Below are 16,139 nucleotides of genomic sequence, written 5' to 3'. Positions count from 1 at the left end.
TGCCGCGAGCACCGAGGCGCGGGCGAACTCGACAAGGGTGGTGGCGATGGTGGGCAGGCAGGTCATTAAAAGGTCTCGCGAGAACGAGACCTTTTTCAGTGTCAGAGCCGTCAATGGCAAGCGGCAATCGCAATCGAGGCGTTATTCGCGATCTGCCACCTTGCGACGGCGCGCTGGCTTGGCCGCAATGGACCTGACAGCAACGGACTTGGCGGCAGCAGACCTCGCGACAGCAGGCTCGGCGGCCGCCGTCTGTTGGCGATGCCCCATCTCGCGCATTTCCAGCGCCTTTTCGCATTTTGCCATGTAGTCGCGCGTCATTGGCAGCGTGTCGTTCTTCTTGGCGATCTGAATCTGGAAGATCACCAGATCCTGCCAGCGGAAGGCGGCTTCCGAAGCCGCCAGATAGAACTCCCACATCCTGCAGAAGCGCTCGTCATAGATGGCCTTGGCCTTGTCGCGGTTGGCGGCAAAGCGCTGGCCCCAATGCTTCAGCGTATCGGCATAGTGCAGCCGCAGAATCTCGATGTCGGTGACCACAAGGCCCGACTTCTCGATCGCCGGCATCACCTCCGACAGCGAGGGAATGTAGCCGCCCGGAAAAATGTACTTGCGGATGAAGGCGCTGGTCGCCCACGGCACGCCGGAGCGGCCGATCGAGTGCAAGAGCATGACGCCGTCGGGCTTCAACAACGTCGCCGACTTGTCGAAGAAAGTGCGGAAGTGGTTGACGCCGACATGCTCGAACATGCCGACCGAGACGATGCGGTCGAAGCGTTCGTTGAGTTCGCGGTAGTCCTTGAGGTCGAAATGCACGCGGTCCTGCAAGCCTTGCGCATGCGCCCGGTCGGTGGCGACGCCGTGCTGCTCGGTCGACAGCGTCACGCCTTGCACGTCGACATCGAAAGCCTTGGCGAGATAGAGGCCAAGTCCACCCCAGCCGGAGCCGATATCGAGCACGGTCTGGCCGGCCTTCAGCCTGAGCTTGGCGGCGATATGGCGTTTCTTGGCCATCTGCGCCTCGTCGAGCGTCATGTCCGGCTGTTCGAAATAGGCGCAGGAATACTGCATGTCGTCGTCGAGGAAGAGCCGGTAGAGGTCACCCGACAAATCATAGTGGCGCTGCACGTTGCGGCGCGCCCGTGATGCGGTGTTGATCTGCTGCAGGCGGCGAAAGGCGTGGCGCAGACCCTCGATGGCCTTCGACCAGGTGGCGTCGATACCGCCGCTGCCCATGTTCTGGAAGGCGATGCGCATCATACCCAGTACGCCGCCCTCGATGATGTCGAGTTCGCCGTCCATATAGGCTTCCGGCACGGCCAGCATCGGATCGAAGGTAATGGCGCGCTCGGCATGCGCGGTCTTGATGTGCATATGCACCGGCTCGCCGCTGCCGTCGCCGAAAACCACTGTCGAGCCCTTCGGGCCGGTGACTTTCAGATTGCCCGTACGCACCAGGCGGTCGAGAACGCGTTTCAACAGAATATTCATCACCAAATGTCCCCTCACGGTCAGACTGGCGGACCAATTCTGCAACAATATATAGGGGTTCGAAAAGTTCCATTTGGCACAAAAATGCCCGGGCGAGAGGCCCGGGCATTGGTCCATTAAGGCTGGATGACGAGGAAGTGATTGGAGCGCTGCTCCCTCGCTTCCCGATCAGGCCCAGTGCGGGATCAGGCGTTGTCTTCTTCGCCGCCTTCGAACTCGGTGTTCGGGTCGAAGAAGTTCTCCGGCCGTGCGTTGTCGTTGATGTCATCGCCATAGATGGCTTCGGCGGTGGTCAGCGTCTCGCCCTTGGCCTGGCGCTCGGCTTCGTCGGCCGTGCGGGCGATGTTGAGGCTGATGGTGACCTCGACTTCCGGATGCAGCGCAATCGCCACATTGGTGACGCCGATGGTCTTGATCGGCTGGTTGAGCTGGATCTGGTTGCGGTTGACCGAGAACCCTTCGGCGGTCAGCAGGTCGGCGATGTCGCGGGTCGACACCGAACCGTAGAGCTGGCCTGTCTCGCCGGCCGAACGCACGGCGATGAAGCTCTTGCCGTCGAGCTTTTCGGCAACCTGGCTGGCTTCCGACTTGCGCTCGAGGTTGCGCGCTTCGAGCTGCGCGCGCTGCCCTTCGAACTTCTTCTTGTTGGCTTCGTTGGCGCGCAGCGCCTTGCCCTGCGGCAAGAGGAAGTTGCGGGCAAAGCCGTCCTTGACCTTGACGGTATCGCCCATCTGGCCGAGGCGGGAAACGCGTTCGAGAAGAATCACTTGCATGGTTTTGTTCCTTCGTCTGGGCACCGACCGCGGGATCGGCGCCGAATTGAATGGAACAGGTCAGGAAGCTCTGAGCGCCTTGGCGCCGGTGTCGCTGTCCTGCCTGTCGCGGCAGTTAGAGGCTTTTCACCTCAACTCGGGATTTCAATGCATGTCGCCAAGAGTGGTCCCGGTTTTGGGACAACGACATGCATCATCAAATTACCCCTGCGGCGCCCGTCGCCGTGGGAGAAGGAAGCGGGCGGCGAACCGCCCGCCCGAAAGTCTTAGCGAACCACGTAGGGCAGCAGGCCGAGGAAGCGGGCGCGCTTGATCGCCTTGGCGAGTTCGCGCTGCTTCTTCTGGCTGACGGCGGTGATGCGCGACGGCACGATCTTGCCGCGCTCGGAAATGTAGCGCTGCAGAAGACGCACGTCCTTGTAGTCGATCTTGGGCGCGTTGGCGCCGGAGAACGGGCAGGTCTTGCGGCGGCGATGGAACGGGCGCCGGGTCGGGATCTGATTGATGTCGACCATTATTCTGCACCTCCTTCAACGCCTTCGCGCGGACGGCGCGGACCACGATCACCACCGGCGTCACCAAATGAGCGCGGCGGACGATCGCCACGGTCGCCGCGATCACGGTCGCCGAACGAGCGCGGACCACGATCACCACGGTCGCGGTCGCCGAAGCCGCCGCGTTCCGAGCGCTCTTCGCGCTTCTGCATCATGGCCGACGGGCCTTCCTCATGCGCCTCGACCTTGACGGTCAGGAAACGCAGCACGTCCTCGGACAGGCCCATCTGGCGCTCCATCTCGTTGAGCGCTGCCGGCGGGCAGTTGAGGTCCATAAGCGTGTAGTAAGCCTTCCGGTTCTTGTTGACCCGGTAGGTGAGGGACTTCAGTCCCCAGTTCTCGACCCGGCCGACGGACCCGCCATTTGCGGAGATGACGCCCTTGTACTGTTCGACAAGCGCATCGACCTGCTGCTGCGAGAGGTCCTGCCGGGCAAGGAACACATGTTCGTATAGAGCCATAGTGGTTCAGTGCCTTTCTTCGTTTCTCTCCCGGATCCTCGCGGCAAAAGCCTCTGCAACTTCTCTGACCCGCTGGTCCCGAGGGGGCGAGGAAGAAAGGAGCATTTCGAGACGGTCGAGAGCGGAGACACGGGAGGCGGAAGCGCTTCTGGCTTCACACGAAGGTTTTGGATAAAACCTCCGGCCCTCCGTTCAGCCCCCAGCAAGGACCGGCAGATTGCGGGCGTCTATATAGCAATTTGGCTGGAAGGCAAGGGTAACGCATGCTCCGGACAGCGTCCTGGCGTCGCAGGGTTGGAAAGACCAGGCATCAACTCGTATGCGGGGTACGACCGTTGATCGTTTCGGGGAAGAAGTCCGGAGCCGCCTTACGCTTGCCGAACATCATATCGTATTGCAGCAGGCGGAAATCGTTGATCGCCGGATCGATGTCCTTCTGCCGCGCCCAGTCCGCCGTGGCCTCACCTGACGGTGTCAAAAGCAGATTGCGATCCACGACGCGATAGCGTTCGCGCAGCGCGCCTAAGAAGCCGGTATAGTAGGGGTGCGTGATCCCGGCCGTGGTAAGGATATGGTAGGGCAGGAAGGCCGGGCTCACGGCGCCCATATCCTGCGCCGGACCGGTGCGGTTAGACCAGATGACCAGCGGCGTCTGATGATGCTCCAGTGCCGCCTCCGGCGTCGGTTCCTTGCGCGGCGCGACATTGTCTTTCAGGTAACCGGTTTCGACATAGACGGGGCCGAGCGGCGGCAGATGGTCGCCGAAGAAGGCGATGACCGTCGGCCGCTCGCGCTTCTTCGCCCATTCGATCAATCGTTCGAGGCCACGGTCGGCATCGGCGGAGCCTTCGGCGTAGCTGAGCAGCGATTCCCGCGCCCATGTGCTGATCGGCGCCGCGACCTTGTGGGTCGGATTGTAATAGCGGTACGGCTCGTAGGGACCGTGGTTCTGCAGGCTGACGGCGAAGAAGAACACCGGCCGCTCGCTGGCGTCGGCCTCTGCGATGATCTCGTCGGTCATCGAGGCATCGGAAGCCAGCGGCCCGCGCTTTTCCAGTGGCGGCAGCGTCTCTTCCGAGCGGAAATCGTTGAAGCCGAAATCGGCATAGACGGCGCCCCTGTTCCAGAACCAGTTGGTGCCCGGATGGATGGCGCGCGCCCGGTATCCCTCGCTTTTCAGGAAGGTCGCCAGCGACGGCGTCGGCGTGCGCACATATTGCTGATAGGGGATCGAGCCCGCCGGCAGGAAGGCATTGGAAAAGCCGGTCAGCGCCTCGAATTCGATGTTGGCGGTCATGCCGCCGAATTCCGGCGAGAACATATAGCCGGAACGCAGCGCCCGCACATTGGGGATCGGGTCAGGCGTGATTGTGACGCCGGGCAGCTTGGTCGGATCCCAGAAAGATTCGCTCATCACCACGATGATGTCGGGTTTCTCATCCGGTACCGAGGCCGCCACATCAGGCCTGTCGATCGCGTCGATCGCCTTGTCGGAATAGCCCGCCGGCGCCGAGACATGCGCCATCGGCACGTTGAGCGCGAAGGCCAGCGCAAACCCGTTGGAGGCGTAGTTCTCCTTCTGGTCCCACATGATCGGGATGATCTGCAGCCGGTCGCGGGTCCACGAGAAGGTGGCGTAGTCCATGATCGAGACGAAGAAGGCGAGCAGCGGCACTGCCAGCGTCAGCCGCGCCAGCCGCCCTTTGCGGCTGAGGATCGGAACCTTGCGGCGCCACAACCGCCAGCCATAGATCAGCAGCGACAGGCCGGCGACGATGCCGACCGCCATGGCGAGCGCCGTCCAGGGCCGCTCGCGCACCAGGAGCGGCATCAGTGCCATGATCTGGCGCGAATAAAGAAAATCGGTTGGGTAGAGCGGATCGCCGAGATAATGCGACTTCTGATGCCCGACAAAGGCCAGCGCCAGCGTCAGCGGCGCCACGATCATCAGGCTCTGGTGACTGCGGCCAAGCACGGCGTCCAGTCCCATCAGCACCAATGCAAAGACAATGATGGTGGTCCAGCCCGGCTTGAATGGCTGCAGGAAGAAGTCGACTGTGCCGAAGAAGTCGCCGCGCACGATCCATTCGATGGCGAACACCAGGATGGCGGAGGCAAGCAGCGTGACCAGACCGTAGCGGATGACCGGCCATCTGCGCCCCGGCAGGTAGCCGGTGGACGGATCGTCTTCCAAGAACTGTGGCGCTGGTACGGCCGCGCCCTTCCTGATCCTAGCCACGTCTCTTCCCCCGGCCCAAGCAACGCGCATTTCCACTCGCGCCACCGTTCTGTCATAGAACTGTCATGCAAAAGCTAGCGCCTGTGGCGAAAATAAGAAGAGCCAGCAAACGATTCGTGAGCGGTTTTCATCAGGTGTGATCGGCAAAAAGCCTTTGGGAACAGGGACTCGAGGTCAGCTCCGGTTCAAGCGAGAGCCGAAATGCCGCCTCCGGGCTTGACTTGGCGGTCCGCCTTGCGTCACAGGCAGGAAAAATCAGCCGCTGGAGAGCGCCCAAATGGCCGTCGCATTCACCTTTCCGGGACAGGGCAGCCAGGCTGTCGGCATGGGGAAGGACCTCGCCGACGCCTTCCCCGAGGCACGCAGGGTGTTCGAGGAAGTCGATGATGCGCTGGGCGAAAAGCTGTCGAAACTGATCTGGGAAGGCCCGGAAGAGGCGCTGACCCTGACTGCCAATGCCCAGCCGGCGCTGATGGCGGTCTCGCTGGCGGCGATCCGCTCGCTGGAAGCGCGCGGCTTTTCGCTGAAGGACAAGGTTGCCTACGTTGCCGGTCATTCGCTCGGCGAATATTCCGCCCTTGCCGCGGCCGGTTTCGTTTCGATCGCCGATGCCGCCCGGCTGCTGCGCATCCGCGGCAACGCCATGCAGGCGGCGGTGCCGGCCGGCGAGGGCGCCATGGCGGCGATCATCGGACTGGAACAGCCCGACGTCGAAGCCGCTTGCACCGAGGCCGCAACGGGATCCGGCAAAGTCTGCCAGATCGCCAACGACAATGGCGGCGGCCAGCTGGTGATCTCCGGCGCCAGGGCGGCGGTGGAACTCGCCGCGAAACTGTGCACCGAAAAGGGCGCGAAGCGGGCGCTGATGCTGCAGGTCTCGGCCCCCTTCCATTCGGCGCTGATGGCGCCGGCGGCCGATGTCATGCGCGAGGCGCTGGCCGGCGTGACCAAGAATGCACCGGTGGTGCCCGTCGTCTCCAACGTCACTGTAGTCCCGACCAGCGACCCCGACGAGATCGCGCGCCGCCTGGTCGAGCAGATCACCGGCCGCGTGCGCTGGCGCGAAACGGTGGAGTGGTTCGGCGCCAATGGCGTCGCCACGCTCTTTGAGATCGGCGCCGGCAAGGTGCTTTCCGGCCTGGCGCGGCGGATCAACCGCGACATCGCCACGTCAGCCGTCGGAACGCCGGCCGATGTCGAGGCGGCGCTGGCCGCGCTTGCATAATCCACTGGCGATTCAACCCCTCCCGTGGGAAGGGTGTTCTCTTAAGATCAGGAGACGAAAATGTTCGAACTGACCGGCCGCAAGGCGCTCGTCACCGGCGCATCCGGCGGCATTGGCGAGGCGATTGCCCGGGTGCTGCATGCGCAAGGCGCCATTGTCGGCCTGCACGGCACCCGCATCGAGAAACTGGAGACCCTGGCCGGCGAACTCGGCGACCGGGTAAAGCTGTTCCCGGCCAATCTTGCCGACCGTGACGAGGTCAAGGCGCTTGGTCAGAAGGCCGAAGCCGAACTCGAAGGCGTCGACATACTGGTCAACAATGCCGGCATCACCAAGGACGGCCTGTTCGTGCGCATGGCGGACGCGGATTGGGACAGCGTGCTGGAGGTGAACCTCACCGCCGTGTTCCGGCTGACCCGCGAGCTGACCCATCCGATGATGCGCCGCCGCCATGGCCGCATCATCAACATCACCTCGGTGGTCGGCGTCACCGGCAATCCTGGCCAGACCAATTATTGCGCCTCCAAGGCCGGCATGATCGGCTTTTCCAAGTCGCTGGCGCAGGAGATCGCCACCCGCAACATCACCGTCAACTGCGTCGCCCCGGGCTTTATCGAATCGGCCATGACCGACAAGCTCAACGACAAGCAGAAAGACGCGATAATGGCCGCGATCCCGACGCGCCGCATGGGCACGAGTGTTGAAGTGGGGTCGGCCGTCGCCTATCTCGCCTCCAACGAGGCAGCCTACGTCACCGGCCAGACCATCCATGTCAACGGCGGCATGGCCATGATCTGACGGGATACTGCCGGGTGATAAGAAGACATGGCCGGCTTGTGAAAAGAGACCATTTCGCCTTGGACCTCAGCCATTTTTCGTGTAATGCGGCCCGCAACCCGGCGGTTCGGGCAAAAACCGGTCCGGCATCGTTGCGTTTCCGGCAGGACCATCTTTCAGCTTGATTAGCGGCATTCTGCCCGCTAACGAAGACAGACAAACAAAAGACGAGGATGCCCCAAATGAGTGACACCGCAGAGCGCGTCAAGAAGATCGTCATCGAACATCTTGGCGTCGATGCCGACAAGGTGACGGAGCAGGCGAGCTTCATCGATGATCTGGGCGCGGACAGCCTCGACACGGTCGAACTCGTCATGGCCTTCGAAGAAGAGTTCGGCGTCGAGATCCCGGACGATGCGGCCGAGACCATCCTGACCGTCGGCGATGCCGTGAAGTACATCGACAAGGCTTCGGCCTGACACTATCCGCAGTCATCACCGGGGAGGACCTGCGATGAGGCGTGTCGTCGTCACGGGCCTTGGCCTGGTTTCGCCGTTCGGCATGGGCTTCGAGCACAGCTGGAAGGAACTTCTGACCGGCCGCAGCGCCGCCAAGCGCGTCACCGAGTTCGAAGTGGAAGATCTTGCCTGCAAGATAGCCCACGTCATTCCGCGCGGTGACGGCACCAACGGCACGCTCAATCCCGAAGCCGTGCTCGAGCCCAAGGAACTGCGCAAGATCGGCGACTTCATCCTTTACGGGATTGCGGCCGCCGACGAAGCGCTGAAGGATTCCGGCTGGGAGCCCAGCACCGAAGCCGAGCGCTGCGCCACCGGCGTCATGATCGGCTCCGGCATTGGCGGCCTCGAGGGCATCGCCGAGAACGCTATCATCCTGAAAGAGCGCGGACCGCGCCGTATCAGTCCATTCTTCATTCCCGGCAACATTATCAACCTGGTATCTGGCCAGGTATCGATCCGGCATGGGCTGAAAGGCCCCAACCACGCCGTCGTCACCGCCTGCTCGACCGGCGCGCACGCCATTGGCGATGCCGCCCGGCTGATCATCTTCGGCGATGCCGACGTGATGCTGGCCGGCGGCGCGGAATCGCCGGTGACCAGACTATCGCTTGCCGGCTTCGCTGCTTGCCGGGCACTGTCCACCGACCGCAACGACACGCCTGAGAAGGCCTCGCGTCCCTATGACCGCGACCGTGACGGCTTCGTCATGGGCGAGGGCGCCGGGGTCGTCGTGCTGGAAGAACTCGAACACGCCAAGGCGCGCGGCGCCAAGATCTATGCCGAGGTCACCGGCTACGGCCTGACCGGCGATGCCTATCACATCACTGCACCGGCCGAAGACGGCGACGGCGCCTTCCGCTGCATGACGGCGGCGCTGAACCGGGCCAAGCTGACGCCCGCCGACGTCGACTACATCAACGCGCACGGCACCTCGACCATGGCCGACACGATCGAACTCGGCGCCGTCGAGCGGCTGGTCGGCAACGCCGCCTCGAAAATCTCGATGTCATCGACCAAGTCGTCGATCGGCCATCTCCTGGGTGCCGCGGGCGCCGCCGAGGCGATCTTTTCGATCCTCGCTGTCAGAGACAACATCGCGCCAGCCACCATCAATCTTGACAACCCGGAACGCGAAACCGCGATCGATCTTGTTCCGAACACGCCACGGCATCGCCAGGTCGACGTGGCGCTGTCCAACTCCTTCGGCTTCGGCGGCACCAACGCTTCGCTGGTATTCCAGCGTTATACAGGCTGATTGCGGTATCGACCGGCGCGCCAGCGGTCTGTCGTCAATTTTGCCATATTCAAGCCTACTCTGCCGCTGGGGATTCGTCGCATCGGCCTGAAACCGAAGGCGCTTTTTTAAAAGCACGATGCGTAGGCTTGAAATGTTAGGGCACGCTGTGAGTCCAATCGGGCGCATGGTCGCTCTAAGAGATCAGATGGTAGGGCGCTAATGAACACCAATCCGGGCGGCAGCGGACAATTCGGACAAAACCAGCAGACCGGCCCGATCGTGCCGAAGACCGCGGCCGAAGCTTTGCGCCCGGAAGCCGGCACACCACCACCAAAGCGCTCGCGCGCCTCGCGCAGCCAAGTCGTCGTGTTCATGAACTTCGTCATCTCCGCGGTGATGTTGATGATCCTCGCCGCCGGCGTTTCGCTCTATTTCGGCAAGCAGGCATTCAACGAACCGGGCCCGTCGGTGGCCGGCGACACCTTCCTGGTCAAGCCGAGCACCGGCGTCCAGGATATTGCCGACCAGCTCGAACGGCGTGGGCTGATCAGCGATGCCCGCATCTTCCGCATCGCCGTGCGGGTCTATGGCAATGATTCAGCGCTGAAGGCAGGCGAATACGAGATAAAGCCGCGCGCCTCCATGCGCGACATCATGGAGCTTCTGAAGAGCGGCAAGTCGGTGATGTATTCGCTGACCATTCCCGAGGGCCTGACGGTCGAGCAGGCGCTGCAGCGCATCGCCGAGCAGGATGCGCTGACCGGCGACATGCCGGCCGCCAAGCCGGCTGAGGGCAGCCTCGCCACCGACACGCTGCGCTTTACCCGCGGCGCCACGCGCCAACAGATGGTCGACAAGCTGCTCGCCGACCAGAAGAAGCTGGTCGACGAGGTCTGGCAGCGGCGCGCGCCCGACCTGCCTCTGGCCAATGTCGACGACTTCGTCACCTTGGCCTCGATCGTCGAAAAGGAAACTGGCCGGGGCGACGAGCGCTCGCGCGTTGCCGCCGTCTTCCTCAACCGTCTGGCCAAGGGCATGCGGCTGCAATCCGATCCGACCATCATTTACGGCCTGTTCGGCGGCAAGGGCAAACCCGCCGACCGGCCGATTTATCAATCTGACATCCAGAAACAGACGCCTTACAACACCTATCTGATCAACGGCCTGCCGCCGACGCCGATCGCCAATCCCGGCCGCGCCGCGCTCGAAGCCGTCGCCAACCCGTCGAAGACCGATGATCTCTATTTCGTCGCCGACGGCACCGGCGGCCACGTCTTTGCCACCACGCTTGCCGAGCACAATGAGAACGTTGCCCGCTACCGGGCACTGCAGAAGAAGCAGGCTGAAGACGCCGCCAAGGGCGCCAAGACTCCGGGCCAGACCGATGCGCCGGCGGATGGCGACGACAACGGTGACGCAAGTGGCGATGCCGCCGGTGACAGCGGTGATGCCGGCGGCGATACGGGTGCCGCCCAGTAGCAGCTCGGCGCTTTCAGACGGATCGATCTTAAGCAACGCGGACAGAGGCGGACGCGCTGCTGCTTTGAACGAACAGCGCGGTTCGAAGCGTTTTCGGTCTTGCTCGGGTGCCTCTGCTTCTCGATTTCAGCCCTGCGAGATCGAAACGACAGCGGAAATCAACATCTTGCCTATTGCGATTCTGACATTCGCGCCGCCCGTGATATCGAACGCATGCGCAATTTGTAGAATCGGACCATCACGGAGACACGAGCCGCATCATGAATTTGCAGAGCATGACCGGATTTGCACGCACTGTTGCCGAACATGACGGCGCCTCGATCGCCTGGGAGGTCAAGTCGGTCAACGGCAAGAGCGTCGAGGTCAGGTTGCGGTTGCCGCAAGGTTTCGAGCGGCTCGAACCGACTGTGCGGCAGACGCTGCAGAAGCGCTTTTCGCGTGGCAATTTCCAAGCGACGCTGACCGTCGGCCGCGCCGCCGGCCAGCAGGCGCAGCCGGTGGTCAACGAAGCCTTCCTCAGGGATCTGGCGGGCTTGGCCAAGCGGCTGCAGGACCAGTTCGGTGTTGGTCCGGCAACTGCCGACGGTCTGCTTTCCCTGCGCGGCGTGCTCGATATCCCTGAAACCAGCGAAACCGAGGAGGTGCGGGCAGCACTCGACGCGTCAATCCTGTCCGCGCTGGAAAGGGCGCTTACAGGTCTCGAGCTGGCACGCCAGAACGAGGGCGAAGCGCTGCGTTCGCTGCTTTCCGGCCATATCGACGCCATTGAGGCGCTGACGCTTCAAGCCGAGGCCGACCCGTCGCGCGAACCGGCGGCGATCCGCGAGCGGATCGCCGAACAGGTGCGGCTGCTGATGGATGCGTCGGCCAATCTCGATGCCGGCCGGCTGCACATGGAAGCGGCGTTCCTGGCCACCAAGGCCGATATCCGTGAAGAGATCGATCGGCTGAAGACGCATGTGGCGTCGGGCAGAGCGCTGCTGGCAAATGGCGGCGCCATCGGCCGCAAGCTCGATTTTCTGGCGCAGGAATTCAACCGCGAATCGAATACGCTGTGTTCCAAGTCGAACGCCGCCACTGTCACCGCCATCGGGCTGGAACTGAAGGCGGTGGTCGACCAGTTTCGCGAACAGGTCCAGAATCTGGAGTAAACCCGAATGGGTGGCAAGGAGCCGATGGTTGCCAGGGATCTCGGATCCCGCATTCGCCGCCGCGGGCTGATGCTGGTCCTGTCGTCGCCGTCGGGCGCCGGCAAGTCGACGATCGCGCGCAACCTGCTGGAAAGCGACGGCAGCCTGGAATTATCGGTCTCGGTCACTACCAGGCCACGCCGCGGCTCGGAGATCGAGGGCGTCCACTATCACTTCCGCACCACGCGCGAGTTCGAGCGGCTGCGCGATTCCGACGCATTGCTCGAATGGGCCGAGGTGCACGGCAATTGCTACGCGACGCCGCGCGAGCCGGCCGAACTGGCGCTGGCGCAGGGCCGTGACATGCTCTTCGACATCGACTGGCAAGGCGCCCAGCAGCTCAAGGAGAAGATGCGCGCCGACATCGTCTCGATCTTCATCCTGCCGCCGTCGATGAAGGAATTGAAGTCGCGCCTCAAGCGCCGCGCCGAGGACCAGGAGCACGTGATCGAGACCAGGCTGAAGAACGCCCGCAACGAGATCGAGCACTGGAAGGAATATGACTTTGTCATCGTCAACGACGATCTCGACCGCGCCTTCGCCGAAGTGCGTGGCATCGTGACGGCGGAAAGGCTGCGGCGCGACCGCCGGCCCGGGCTGTTCGATTTCGTCTCGGGGTTGCTGGACGAGAAGACGGAATAGCTCGTCCACCGCTGGCAATCTAAATTAGCCGCATCAGCTGCCTGGCAGATCGTCCGGCCAACGCTGCGCTCCGTGAAGCACGCGCAGGATTCGAATCGTGCTGTTGGTCAGCTGATAGGCCGCGACATATGGCGTGCCGACGATGACGATCTCTCGTGTCCCTGCAAGCCTGCCGATCCGGCCGCTTTGGGGAAGGTCCCGAAGACGGTTGATTGCGGCGACGATCCGCTCATCGGTGGCGATCGCGGCCGCAGGATTGTCGGCCTCGATATGCGCGAAGATGCCGTCGCGATCTGAAAGCGCGAATGGCGACCAGACGATCTTCAAGATTTAGGTTCACCCGAACGCCGCGCCGCGGCGCGTCTCTCGGCAAAATGCGCCTCGACTTGATCATCAGGAATGTCTTGTCGGGTGGCGTCGAGCGCTTCGCGAACCTTGGCGCGAAACCATAAATCATACGCCTCGTTGTTTGTGACGAGATCGATGGGCAGCGCACCCTCGTTGGCGGTTCGGGTGAGCAATATCCGCACCGCATCCGAGACCGTCAGCCCCATGCTTTCGAGCACCGCCGAAGCTCGATCCCGGATGTCGGCGTCGATACGCGTCTGGACCAGTGCATTTGCTGGCATGGCAATCTCCTTCGACGTCAATGTAATGCGTTTGAATGACGATTGCTAGGCGGCGCTAGCGCCGCCGGTCAAACCGCGTTTGTCAGCCGCACGAATTCCTCGACGCTGAGCGTCTCCGCACGCCGGGTCGGATCGATGCCGGCGCGCGTCAGCAGTGCCTCGCCACCCAGGCTCTTCACGCTCTGCCGCAGCATTTTCCGGCGCTGGCCGAAAGCGGCTTCGGTGACGCGACCGAGTTTTTTCACGTCGGTTGACAAAGGGCTGGCGCGCGGCACCAGATGCACCACCGAGGACGTTACCTTGGGTGGCGGCGTGAACGCTTGCGGCGGCACGTCGAAGGCGATCCTCGCCTCGGTCCGCCAGCCCGCCAGCACGCCGAGCCGGCCATAAGCATCGCTGCCGGCACCGGCGACAATGCGCTCGGCCACCTCGCGCTGGAACATCAGCGTCATCGATTGATAGAAGGGTGGCCAGTCCGCCACCGTCAGCCAACGGATCAACAGCTCGGTGCCGATATTATAGGGCAGGTTGGCGGCAACCCTCACGGGGCCGCCGCCTTGTGACGCGGTCTTGGCAAGAGTGGCAAAATCCGTCTTCAGCGCGTCGCCGCTGATCACCTCGAGTCGGCCCGAATAGTGGTTGGAGACCTCGGCCAAGGCCGCCAGGCAGCGTTCGTCGCGCTCGATGGCGACAACGCGGCGGGCACCGGCAGAGAGCAGCGCCCTGGTCAGCCCGCCGGGGCCGGGGCCGACCTCGATCACCGTGCTGTCGCTGAGGTCGCCGGCGACCCGCGCGATCTTGCCGGTCAAATTGAGGTCGAGCAGGAAATTCTGGCCAAGCGCCTTCTTTGCCTGCAGTCCATGGCGCTCGATCACCTCGCGCAGCGGCGGCAGCCCGTCAATGCTCATGAATTTTGGGCTCATGATTTGGGCTCATGCAACTGCCGGCTTTGCGCCGGTATCGGCCAGCCGGCGGGCCAGCTTCAGCGCCGCGATCAGGCTGTCGGGACGTGCGATGCCCTTGCCGGCGATGTCGAAGGCTGTGCCGTGATCGGGCGAGGTGCGGATGAACGGCAGGCCAAGCGTGACGTTGACGGCCTGGTCGAAGGCCAGCGCCTTGGCCGGGATCAACGCCTGGTCATGATACATGCAGACCGCCACGTCGTAGCCGGCGCGGGCGCGCGCATGAAACATCGTATCGGCCGGCAGCGGTCCGAAGGCATCGATGCCTTGCGCCCGCAACATGTCGACCGCAGGACGAATGATGTGCTCGTCCTCTGTCCCCATGGCGCCGCTTTCGCCGGCATGCGGATTGAGGCCGGCAAGCGCGAGCCTCGGCCTGGCGATGCCGAAACGGCGTGCAAGATCGCCGGCGGTGATGCGCGCGATGGCAACGATCAGCTCCGTCGTCAGCGTCTTCGGCACCTCGGCCAGCGCGATGTGGATGGTGACCGGAACGGTGCGCAATTCGGGGCCGGCGAGCAGCATCACCGGCGTCACCGTGCCGCCGGTGTGGAGCGAGGCCAGATGCGCCAGATATTCGGTGTGACCGGGAAAGCCGAAGCCGGCATCGTAAAGCGGCTTCTTCGCGATCGGACAGGTGACGACCGCGGCCGCGTGACCGGCAAGGCAGTCGGCGACGGCGCGATCGATGGCCTCGATGATGCCGGCGGCATTGGCCGGGTCGGGCCGGCCGGGATCGTCGGTGAAGTGGGCCGCCAGCGGCACCACGGGCAAGGCGTGTTGAAAGACACCAGCTGCTTGGGCCGGCACCGTCTCGGCGATTGCCACCGCCGCGCCGAGCCGGCGCGCCCGCGCGGCAATCAGCGCCGGATCGGCGAGAAGATAGAAGGGCGCGGCACCGGAACCGCGGGCGCTCTGCCACGCGGCAATGGCGATTTCCGGACCGACGCCGGATGGATCGCCGACGCTCAGCGCCAGCGGAAGCTCTGTCTCACGCACGGCTGGGCCGGTTCAGCGCGTAACGATCTTGGCTTTGGCCTTCAGCTCTTCGACATATTTGGCCGAGAGCTCGTCGGCGTTCTTGTCGCCGCTGCCTTCGCTCTGGAACACCATCTGGGCCGCCTTGTCGTCGGAAACCTCGCGCGACGAGCAGATGCCGATGAATTCAATGCCGCGATCGGTCTCGCGCACGGCCGTGGCGCCGCCCAGCTTGGTGGCCTTGATCTGCTCGGCCCAGTCCGGCGGCAGTTGCGGCGCCAGCAATCGGGGGAGGTCGCGAACGGTGACGTCGATCAGGCCCTTGGCGAATTCACGCGTGGTGTTGCAGCCATTGAAGCGGGCGCGCATGGCTTCGGCCTCGCGCTTGCGTTTGGCGAGTGTGGCACTGCGCTCGGCCTTCGGCACCACGAAGATCACCTGCTGCAGCATGTACTCGGTGGCGCTTGGCTTGGCGCCGCCTTTTTCGAGCATGCGCTTGACCAGATCCTGTTCGCTCACCTGCCCGCCGCCGCCGCTGTAGCGTGCGCTCAGCGCCTGGTTCCACGCCATCTGGGAGCGGATGAATTCCTTGAAATGCTCCTTGGTCACGCCGGACTGCGCCATGACACCGTCGAGCTGCTTGAGCTGCATCTTGTTGCTCGAGGCAAAGCGCTGATAGGCAGCCTCTACCTGGGCGTCGGAGATGCGGATGCCGAGACGCCTGGCCTCCGCCATACGCAGCGTCTGGTCGACCATTTCCTGACCCGCGTCACCCTTCTTGCGCTGCAGTTTCAGGAAGGCAGCCCGGTGCGCGATGTCGCCGGTGGTGATCGGCATGTTGTTGACGACATACTTGATTTCACTGGCGAAGGCCGGCGGTACCATCATGGTGACAGAGACCGAGGTCGCCGCCAACAGGAGCGCGAATCCTGCCGAAAACAGGTATTTCCTCATCGAAAGCATCCCAATTCTAGCCCGGTT

17 protein-coding genes are annotated in these 16,139 nt (G+C 63.5%); 7 read left to right on the top strand and 10 right to left on the bottom strand.

Annotation, left to right across the window (positions count from 1 at the left end; all coding sequences use genetic code 11):
* Window positions 1-141 precede the first annotated feature (141 nt).
* The 5 genes from NKH22_RS26450 to NKH22_RS26430 form a co-directional block, all read right to left on the bottom strand.
* The gene (locus tag NKH22_RS26450) at window positions 142-1,491 is read right to left on the bottom strand and encodes a cyclopropane fatty acid synthase (protein WP_023693969.1); all 1,350 of its coding nucleotides are present in this window, start codon (window positions 1,489-1,491) and stop codon (window positions 142-144) included.
* 185 nt (window positions 1,492-1,676) lie between these two features.
* A complete protein-coding gene (rplI, locus tag NKH22_RS26445) occupies window positions 1,677-2,264 on the bottom strand; it encodes a 50S ribosomal protein L9 (RefSeq protein ID WP_023672721.1) in 588 nt (195 codons plus the stop codon).
* A 266-nt stretch (window positions 2,265-2,530) separates the two neighbouring features.
* Window positions 2,531-2,779 (bottom strand): 30S ribosomal protein S18, encoded by a 249-nt coding sequence (gene rpsR, locus NKH22_RS26440; RefSeq protein WP_006203718.1) that lies wholly within the window; start codon window positions 2,777-2,779, stop codon window positions 2,531-2,533.
* The gene (gene rpsF / locus NKH22_RS26435; protein WP_023672722.1) at window positions 2,779-3,279 is read right to left on the bottom strand and encodes a 30S ribosomal protein S6; all 501 of its coding nucleotides are present in this window, start codon (window positions 3,277-3,279) and stop codon (window positions 2,779-2,781) included. The genes rpsR and rpsF overlap by 1 nt, the downstream gene beginning before the upstream one ends.
* Before the next feature lie 310 nt (window positions 3,280-3,589).
* The gene (locus tag NKH22_RS26430) at window positions 3,590-5,548 is read right to left on the bottom strand and encodes an LTA synthase family protein (RefSeq protein WP_031195194.1); all 1,959 of its coding nucleotides are present in this window, start codon (window positions 5,546-5,548) and stop codon (window positions 3,590-3,592) included.
* A 247-nt stretch (window positions 5,549-5,795) separates the two neighbouring features.
* Here NKH22_RS26430 and fabD point away from each other — a divergent pair, with 247 nt between their 5' ends.
* From fabD to gmk, 7 genes are all read left to right on the top strand, one after another.
* Entirely contained in the window at window positions 5,796-6,743 is a 948-nt protein-coding gene (gene fabD, locus NKH22_RS26425; protein WP_023693967.1) for an ACP S-malonyltransferase, read from the top strand.
* 60 nt (window positions 6,744-6,803) lie between these two features.
* The gene (gene fabG / locus NKH22_RS26420) at window positions 6,804-7,541 is read left to right on the top strand and encodes a 3-oxoacyl-[acyl-carrier-protein] reductase (RefSeq protein WP_023693966.1); all 738 of its coding nucleotides are present in this window, start codon (window positions 6,804-6,806) and stop codon (window positions 7,539-7,541) included.
* 221 nt (window positions 7,542-7,762) lie between these two features.
* Window positions 7,763-7,999 (top strand): acyl carrier protein, encoded by a 237-nt coding sequence (locus tag NKH22_RS26415; protein ID WP_006203723.1) that lies wholly within the window; start codon window positions 7,763-7,765, stop codon window positions 7,997-7,999.
* Between the two features lie 34 nt (window positions 8,000-8,033).
* Window positions 8,034-9,296, top strand: a complete 1,263-nt coding sequence (gene fabF / locus NKH22_RS26410) for a beta-ketoacyl-ACP synthase II (protein WP_023693965.1) — start codon at window positions 8,034-8,036, stop codon at window positions 9,294-9,296.
* Window positions 9,297-9,497: 201 nt separating this feature from the next.
* Window positions 9,498-10,757 carry an endolytic transglycosylase MltG gene (gene mltG / locus NKH22_RS26405; RefSeq protein ID WP_023672727.1) on the top strand — a complete coding sequence of 420 codons (1,260 nt, stop codon included), beginning with the start codon at window positions 9,498-9,500 and terminating at the stop codon, window positions 10,755-10,757.
* A 260-nt stretch (window positions 10,758-11,017) separates the two neighbouring features.
* Window positions 11,018-11,908 carry a YicC/YloC family endoribonuclease gene (locus NKH22_RS26400; RefSeq protein WP_023814940.1) on the top strand — a complete coding sequence of 297 codons (891 nt, stop codon included), beginning with the start codon at window positions 11,018-11,020 and terminating at the stop codon, window positions 11,906-11,908.
* Between the two features lie 6 nt (window positions 11,909-11,914).
* Window positions 11,915-12,589 (top strand): guanylate kinase, encoded by a 675-nt coding sequence (gene gmk, locus NKH22_RS26395; protein WP_023672729.1) that lies wholly within the window; start codon window positions 11,915-11,917, stop codon window positions 12,587-12,589.
* Between the two features lie 33 nt (window positions 12,590-12,622).
* Here gmk and NKH22_RS26390 read toward each other — a convergent pair whose 3' ends face one another.
* The 5 genes from NKH22_RS26390 to NKH22_RS26370 form a co-directional block, all read right to left on the bottom strand.
* Complete coding sequence (locus tag NKH22_RS26390; RefSeq protein WP_023672730.1) at window positions 12,623-12,916, bottom strand: type II toxin-antitoxin system RelE/ParE family toxin; 294 nt, start codon at window positions 12,914-12,916, stop codon at window positions 12,623-12,625.
* Window positions 12,913-13,218: a type II toxin-antitoxin system RelB/DinJ family antitoxin gene (locus tag NKH22_RS26385; RefSeq protein ID WP_352911677.1), complete on the bottom strand. Its 306-nt coding sequence runs from the start codon at window positions 13,216-13,218 to the stop codon at window positions 12,913-12,915. The genes NKH22_RS26390 and NKH22_RS26385 overlap by 4 nt, the downstream gene beginning before the upstream one ends.
* 68 nt (window positions 13,219-13,286) lie before the next feature.
* On the bottom strand, window positions 13,287-14,126 hold the full coding sequence (rsmA, locus tag NKH22_RS26380) for a 16S rRNA (adenine(1518)-N(6)/adenine(1519)-N(6))-dimethyltransferase RsmA (protein ID WP_027048811.1): 840 nt from the start codon (window positions 14,124-14,126) through the stop codon (window positions 13,287-13,289).
* Window positions 14,127-14,150: 24 nt separating this feature from the next.
* On the bottom strand, window positions 14,151-15,179 hold the full coding sequence (gene pdxA, locus NKH22_RS26375) for a 4-hydroxythreonine-4-phosphate dehydrogenase PdxA (RefSeq protein WP_027048812.1): 1,029 nt from the start codon (window positions 15,177-15,179) through the stop codon (window positions 14,151-14,153).
* 12 nt (window positions 15,180-15,191) lie between these two features.
* Complete coding sequence (locus NKH22_RS26370; protein ID WP_352911646.1) at window positions 15,192-16,121, bottom strand: SurA N-terminal domain-containing protein; 930 nt, start codon at window positions 16,119-16,121, stop codon at window positions 15,192-15,194.
* Window positions 16,122-16,139: the final 18 nt, after the last annotated feature.

The organism is Mesorhizobium sp. M1252 (genome assembly GCF_040318265.1).
Lineage (GTDB): Bacteria > Pseudomonadota > Alphaproteobacteria > Rhizobiales > Rhizobiaceae > Mesorhizobium.
The sequence above is the reverse complement of the archived record's forward strand: the minus strand, read 5'-3'. Positions and strand labels throughout refer to the sequence as shown.

Bases quoted from the DNA above. Each gene is read 5' to 3' on its own strand.
- NKH22_RS26450 (WP_023693969.1), bottom strand. From the start codon at position 1,491: ATGAATATTCTGTTGAAACGCGTTCTCGACCGCCTGGTGCGTACGGGC.
- rplI (WP_023672721.1), bottom strand. From the start codon at position 2,264: ATGCAAGTGATTCTTCTCGAACGCGTTTCCCGCCTCGGCCAGATGGGC.
- rpsR (WP_006203718.1), bottom strand. From the start codon at position 2,779: ATGGTCGACATCAATCAGATCCCGACCCGGCGCCCGTTCCATCGCCGC.
- rpsF (WP_023672722.1), bottom strand. From the start codon at position 3,279: ATGGCTCTATACGAACATGTGTTCCTTGCCCGGCAGGACCTCTCGCAG.
- NKH22_RS26430 (WP_031195194.1), bottom strand. From the start codon at position 5,548: ATGCGCGTTGCTTGGGCCGGGGGAAGAGACGTGGCTAGGATCAGGAAG.
- fabD (WP_023693967.1), top strand. From the start codon at position 5,796: ATGGCCGTCGCATTCACCTTTCCGGGACAGGGCAGCCAGGCTGTCGGC.
- fabG (WP_023693966.1), top strand. From the start codon at position 6,804: ATGTTCGAACTGACCGGCCGCAAGGCGCTCGTCACCGGCGCATCCGGC.
- NKH22_RS26415 (WP_006203723.1), top strand. From the start codon at position 7,763: ATGAGTGACACCGCAGAGCGCGTCAAGAAGATCGTCATCGAACATCTT.
- fabF (WP_023693965.1), top strand. From the start codon at position 8,034: ATGAGGCGTGTCGTCGTCACGGGCCTTGGCCTGGTTTCGCCGTTCGGC.
- mltG (WP_023672727.1), top strand. From the start codon at position 9,498: ATGAACACCAATCCGGGCGGCAGCGGACAATTCGGACAAAACCAGCAG.
- NKH22_RS26400 (WP_023814940.1), top strand. From the start codon at position 11,018: ATGAATTTGCAGAGCATGACCGGATTTGCACGCACTGTTGCCGAACAT.
- gmk (WP_023672729.1), top strand. From the start codon at position 11,915: ATGGGTGGCAAGGAGCCGATGGTTGCCAGGGATCTCGGATCCCGCATT.
- NKH22_RS26385 (WP_352911677.1), bottom strand. From the start codon at position 13,218: ATGCCAGCAAATGCACTGGTCCAGACGCGTATCGACGCCGACATCCGG.
- rsmA (WP_027048811.1), bottom strand. From the start codon at position 14,126: ATGAGCATTGACGGGCTGCCGCCGCTGCGCGAGGTGATCGAGCGCCAT.
- NKH22_RS26370 (WP_352911646.1), bottom strand. From the start codon at position 16,121: ATGCTTTCGATGAGGAAATACCTGTTTTCGGCAGGATTCGCGCTCCTG.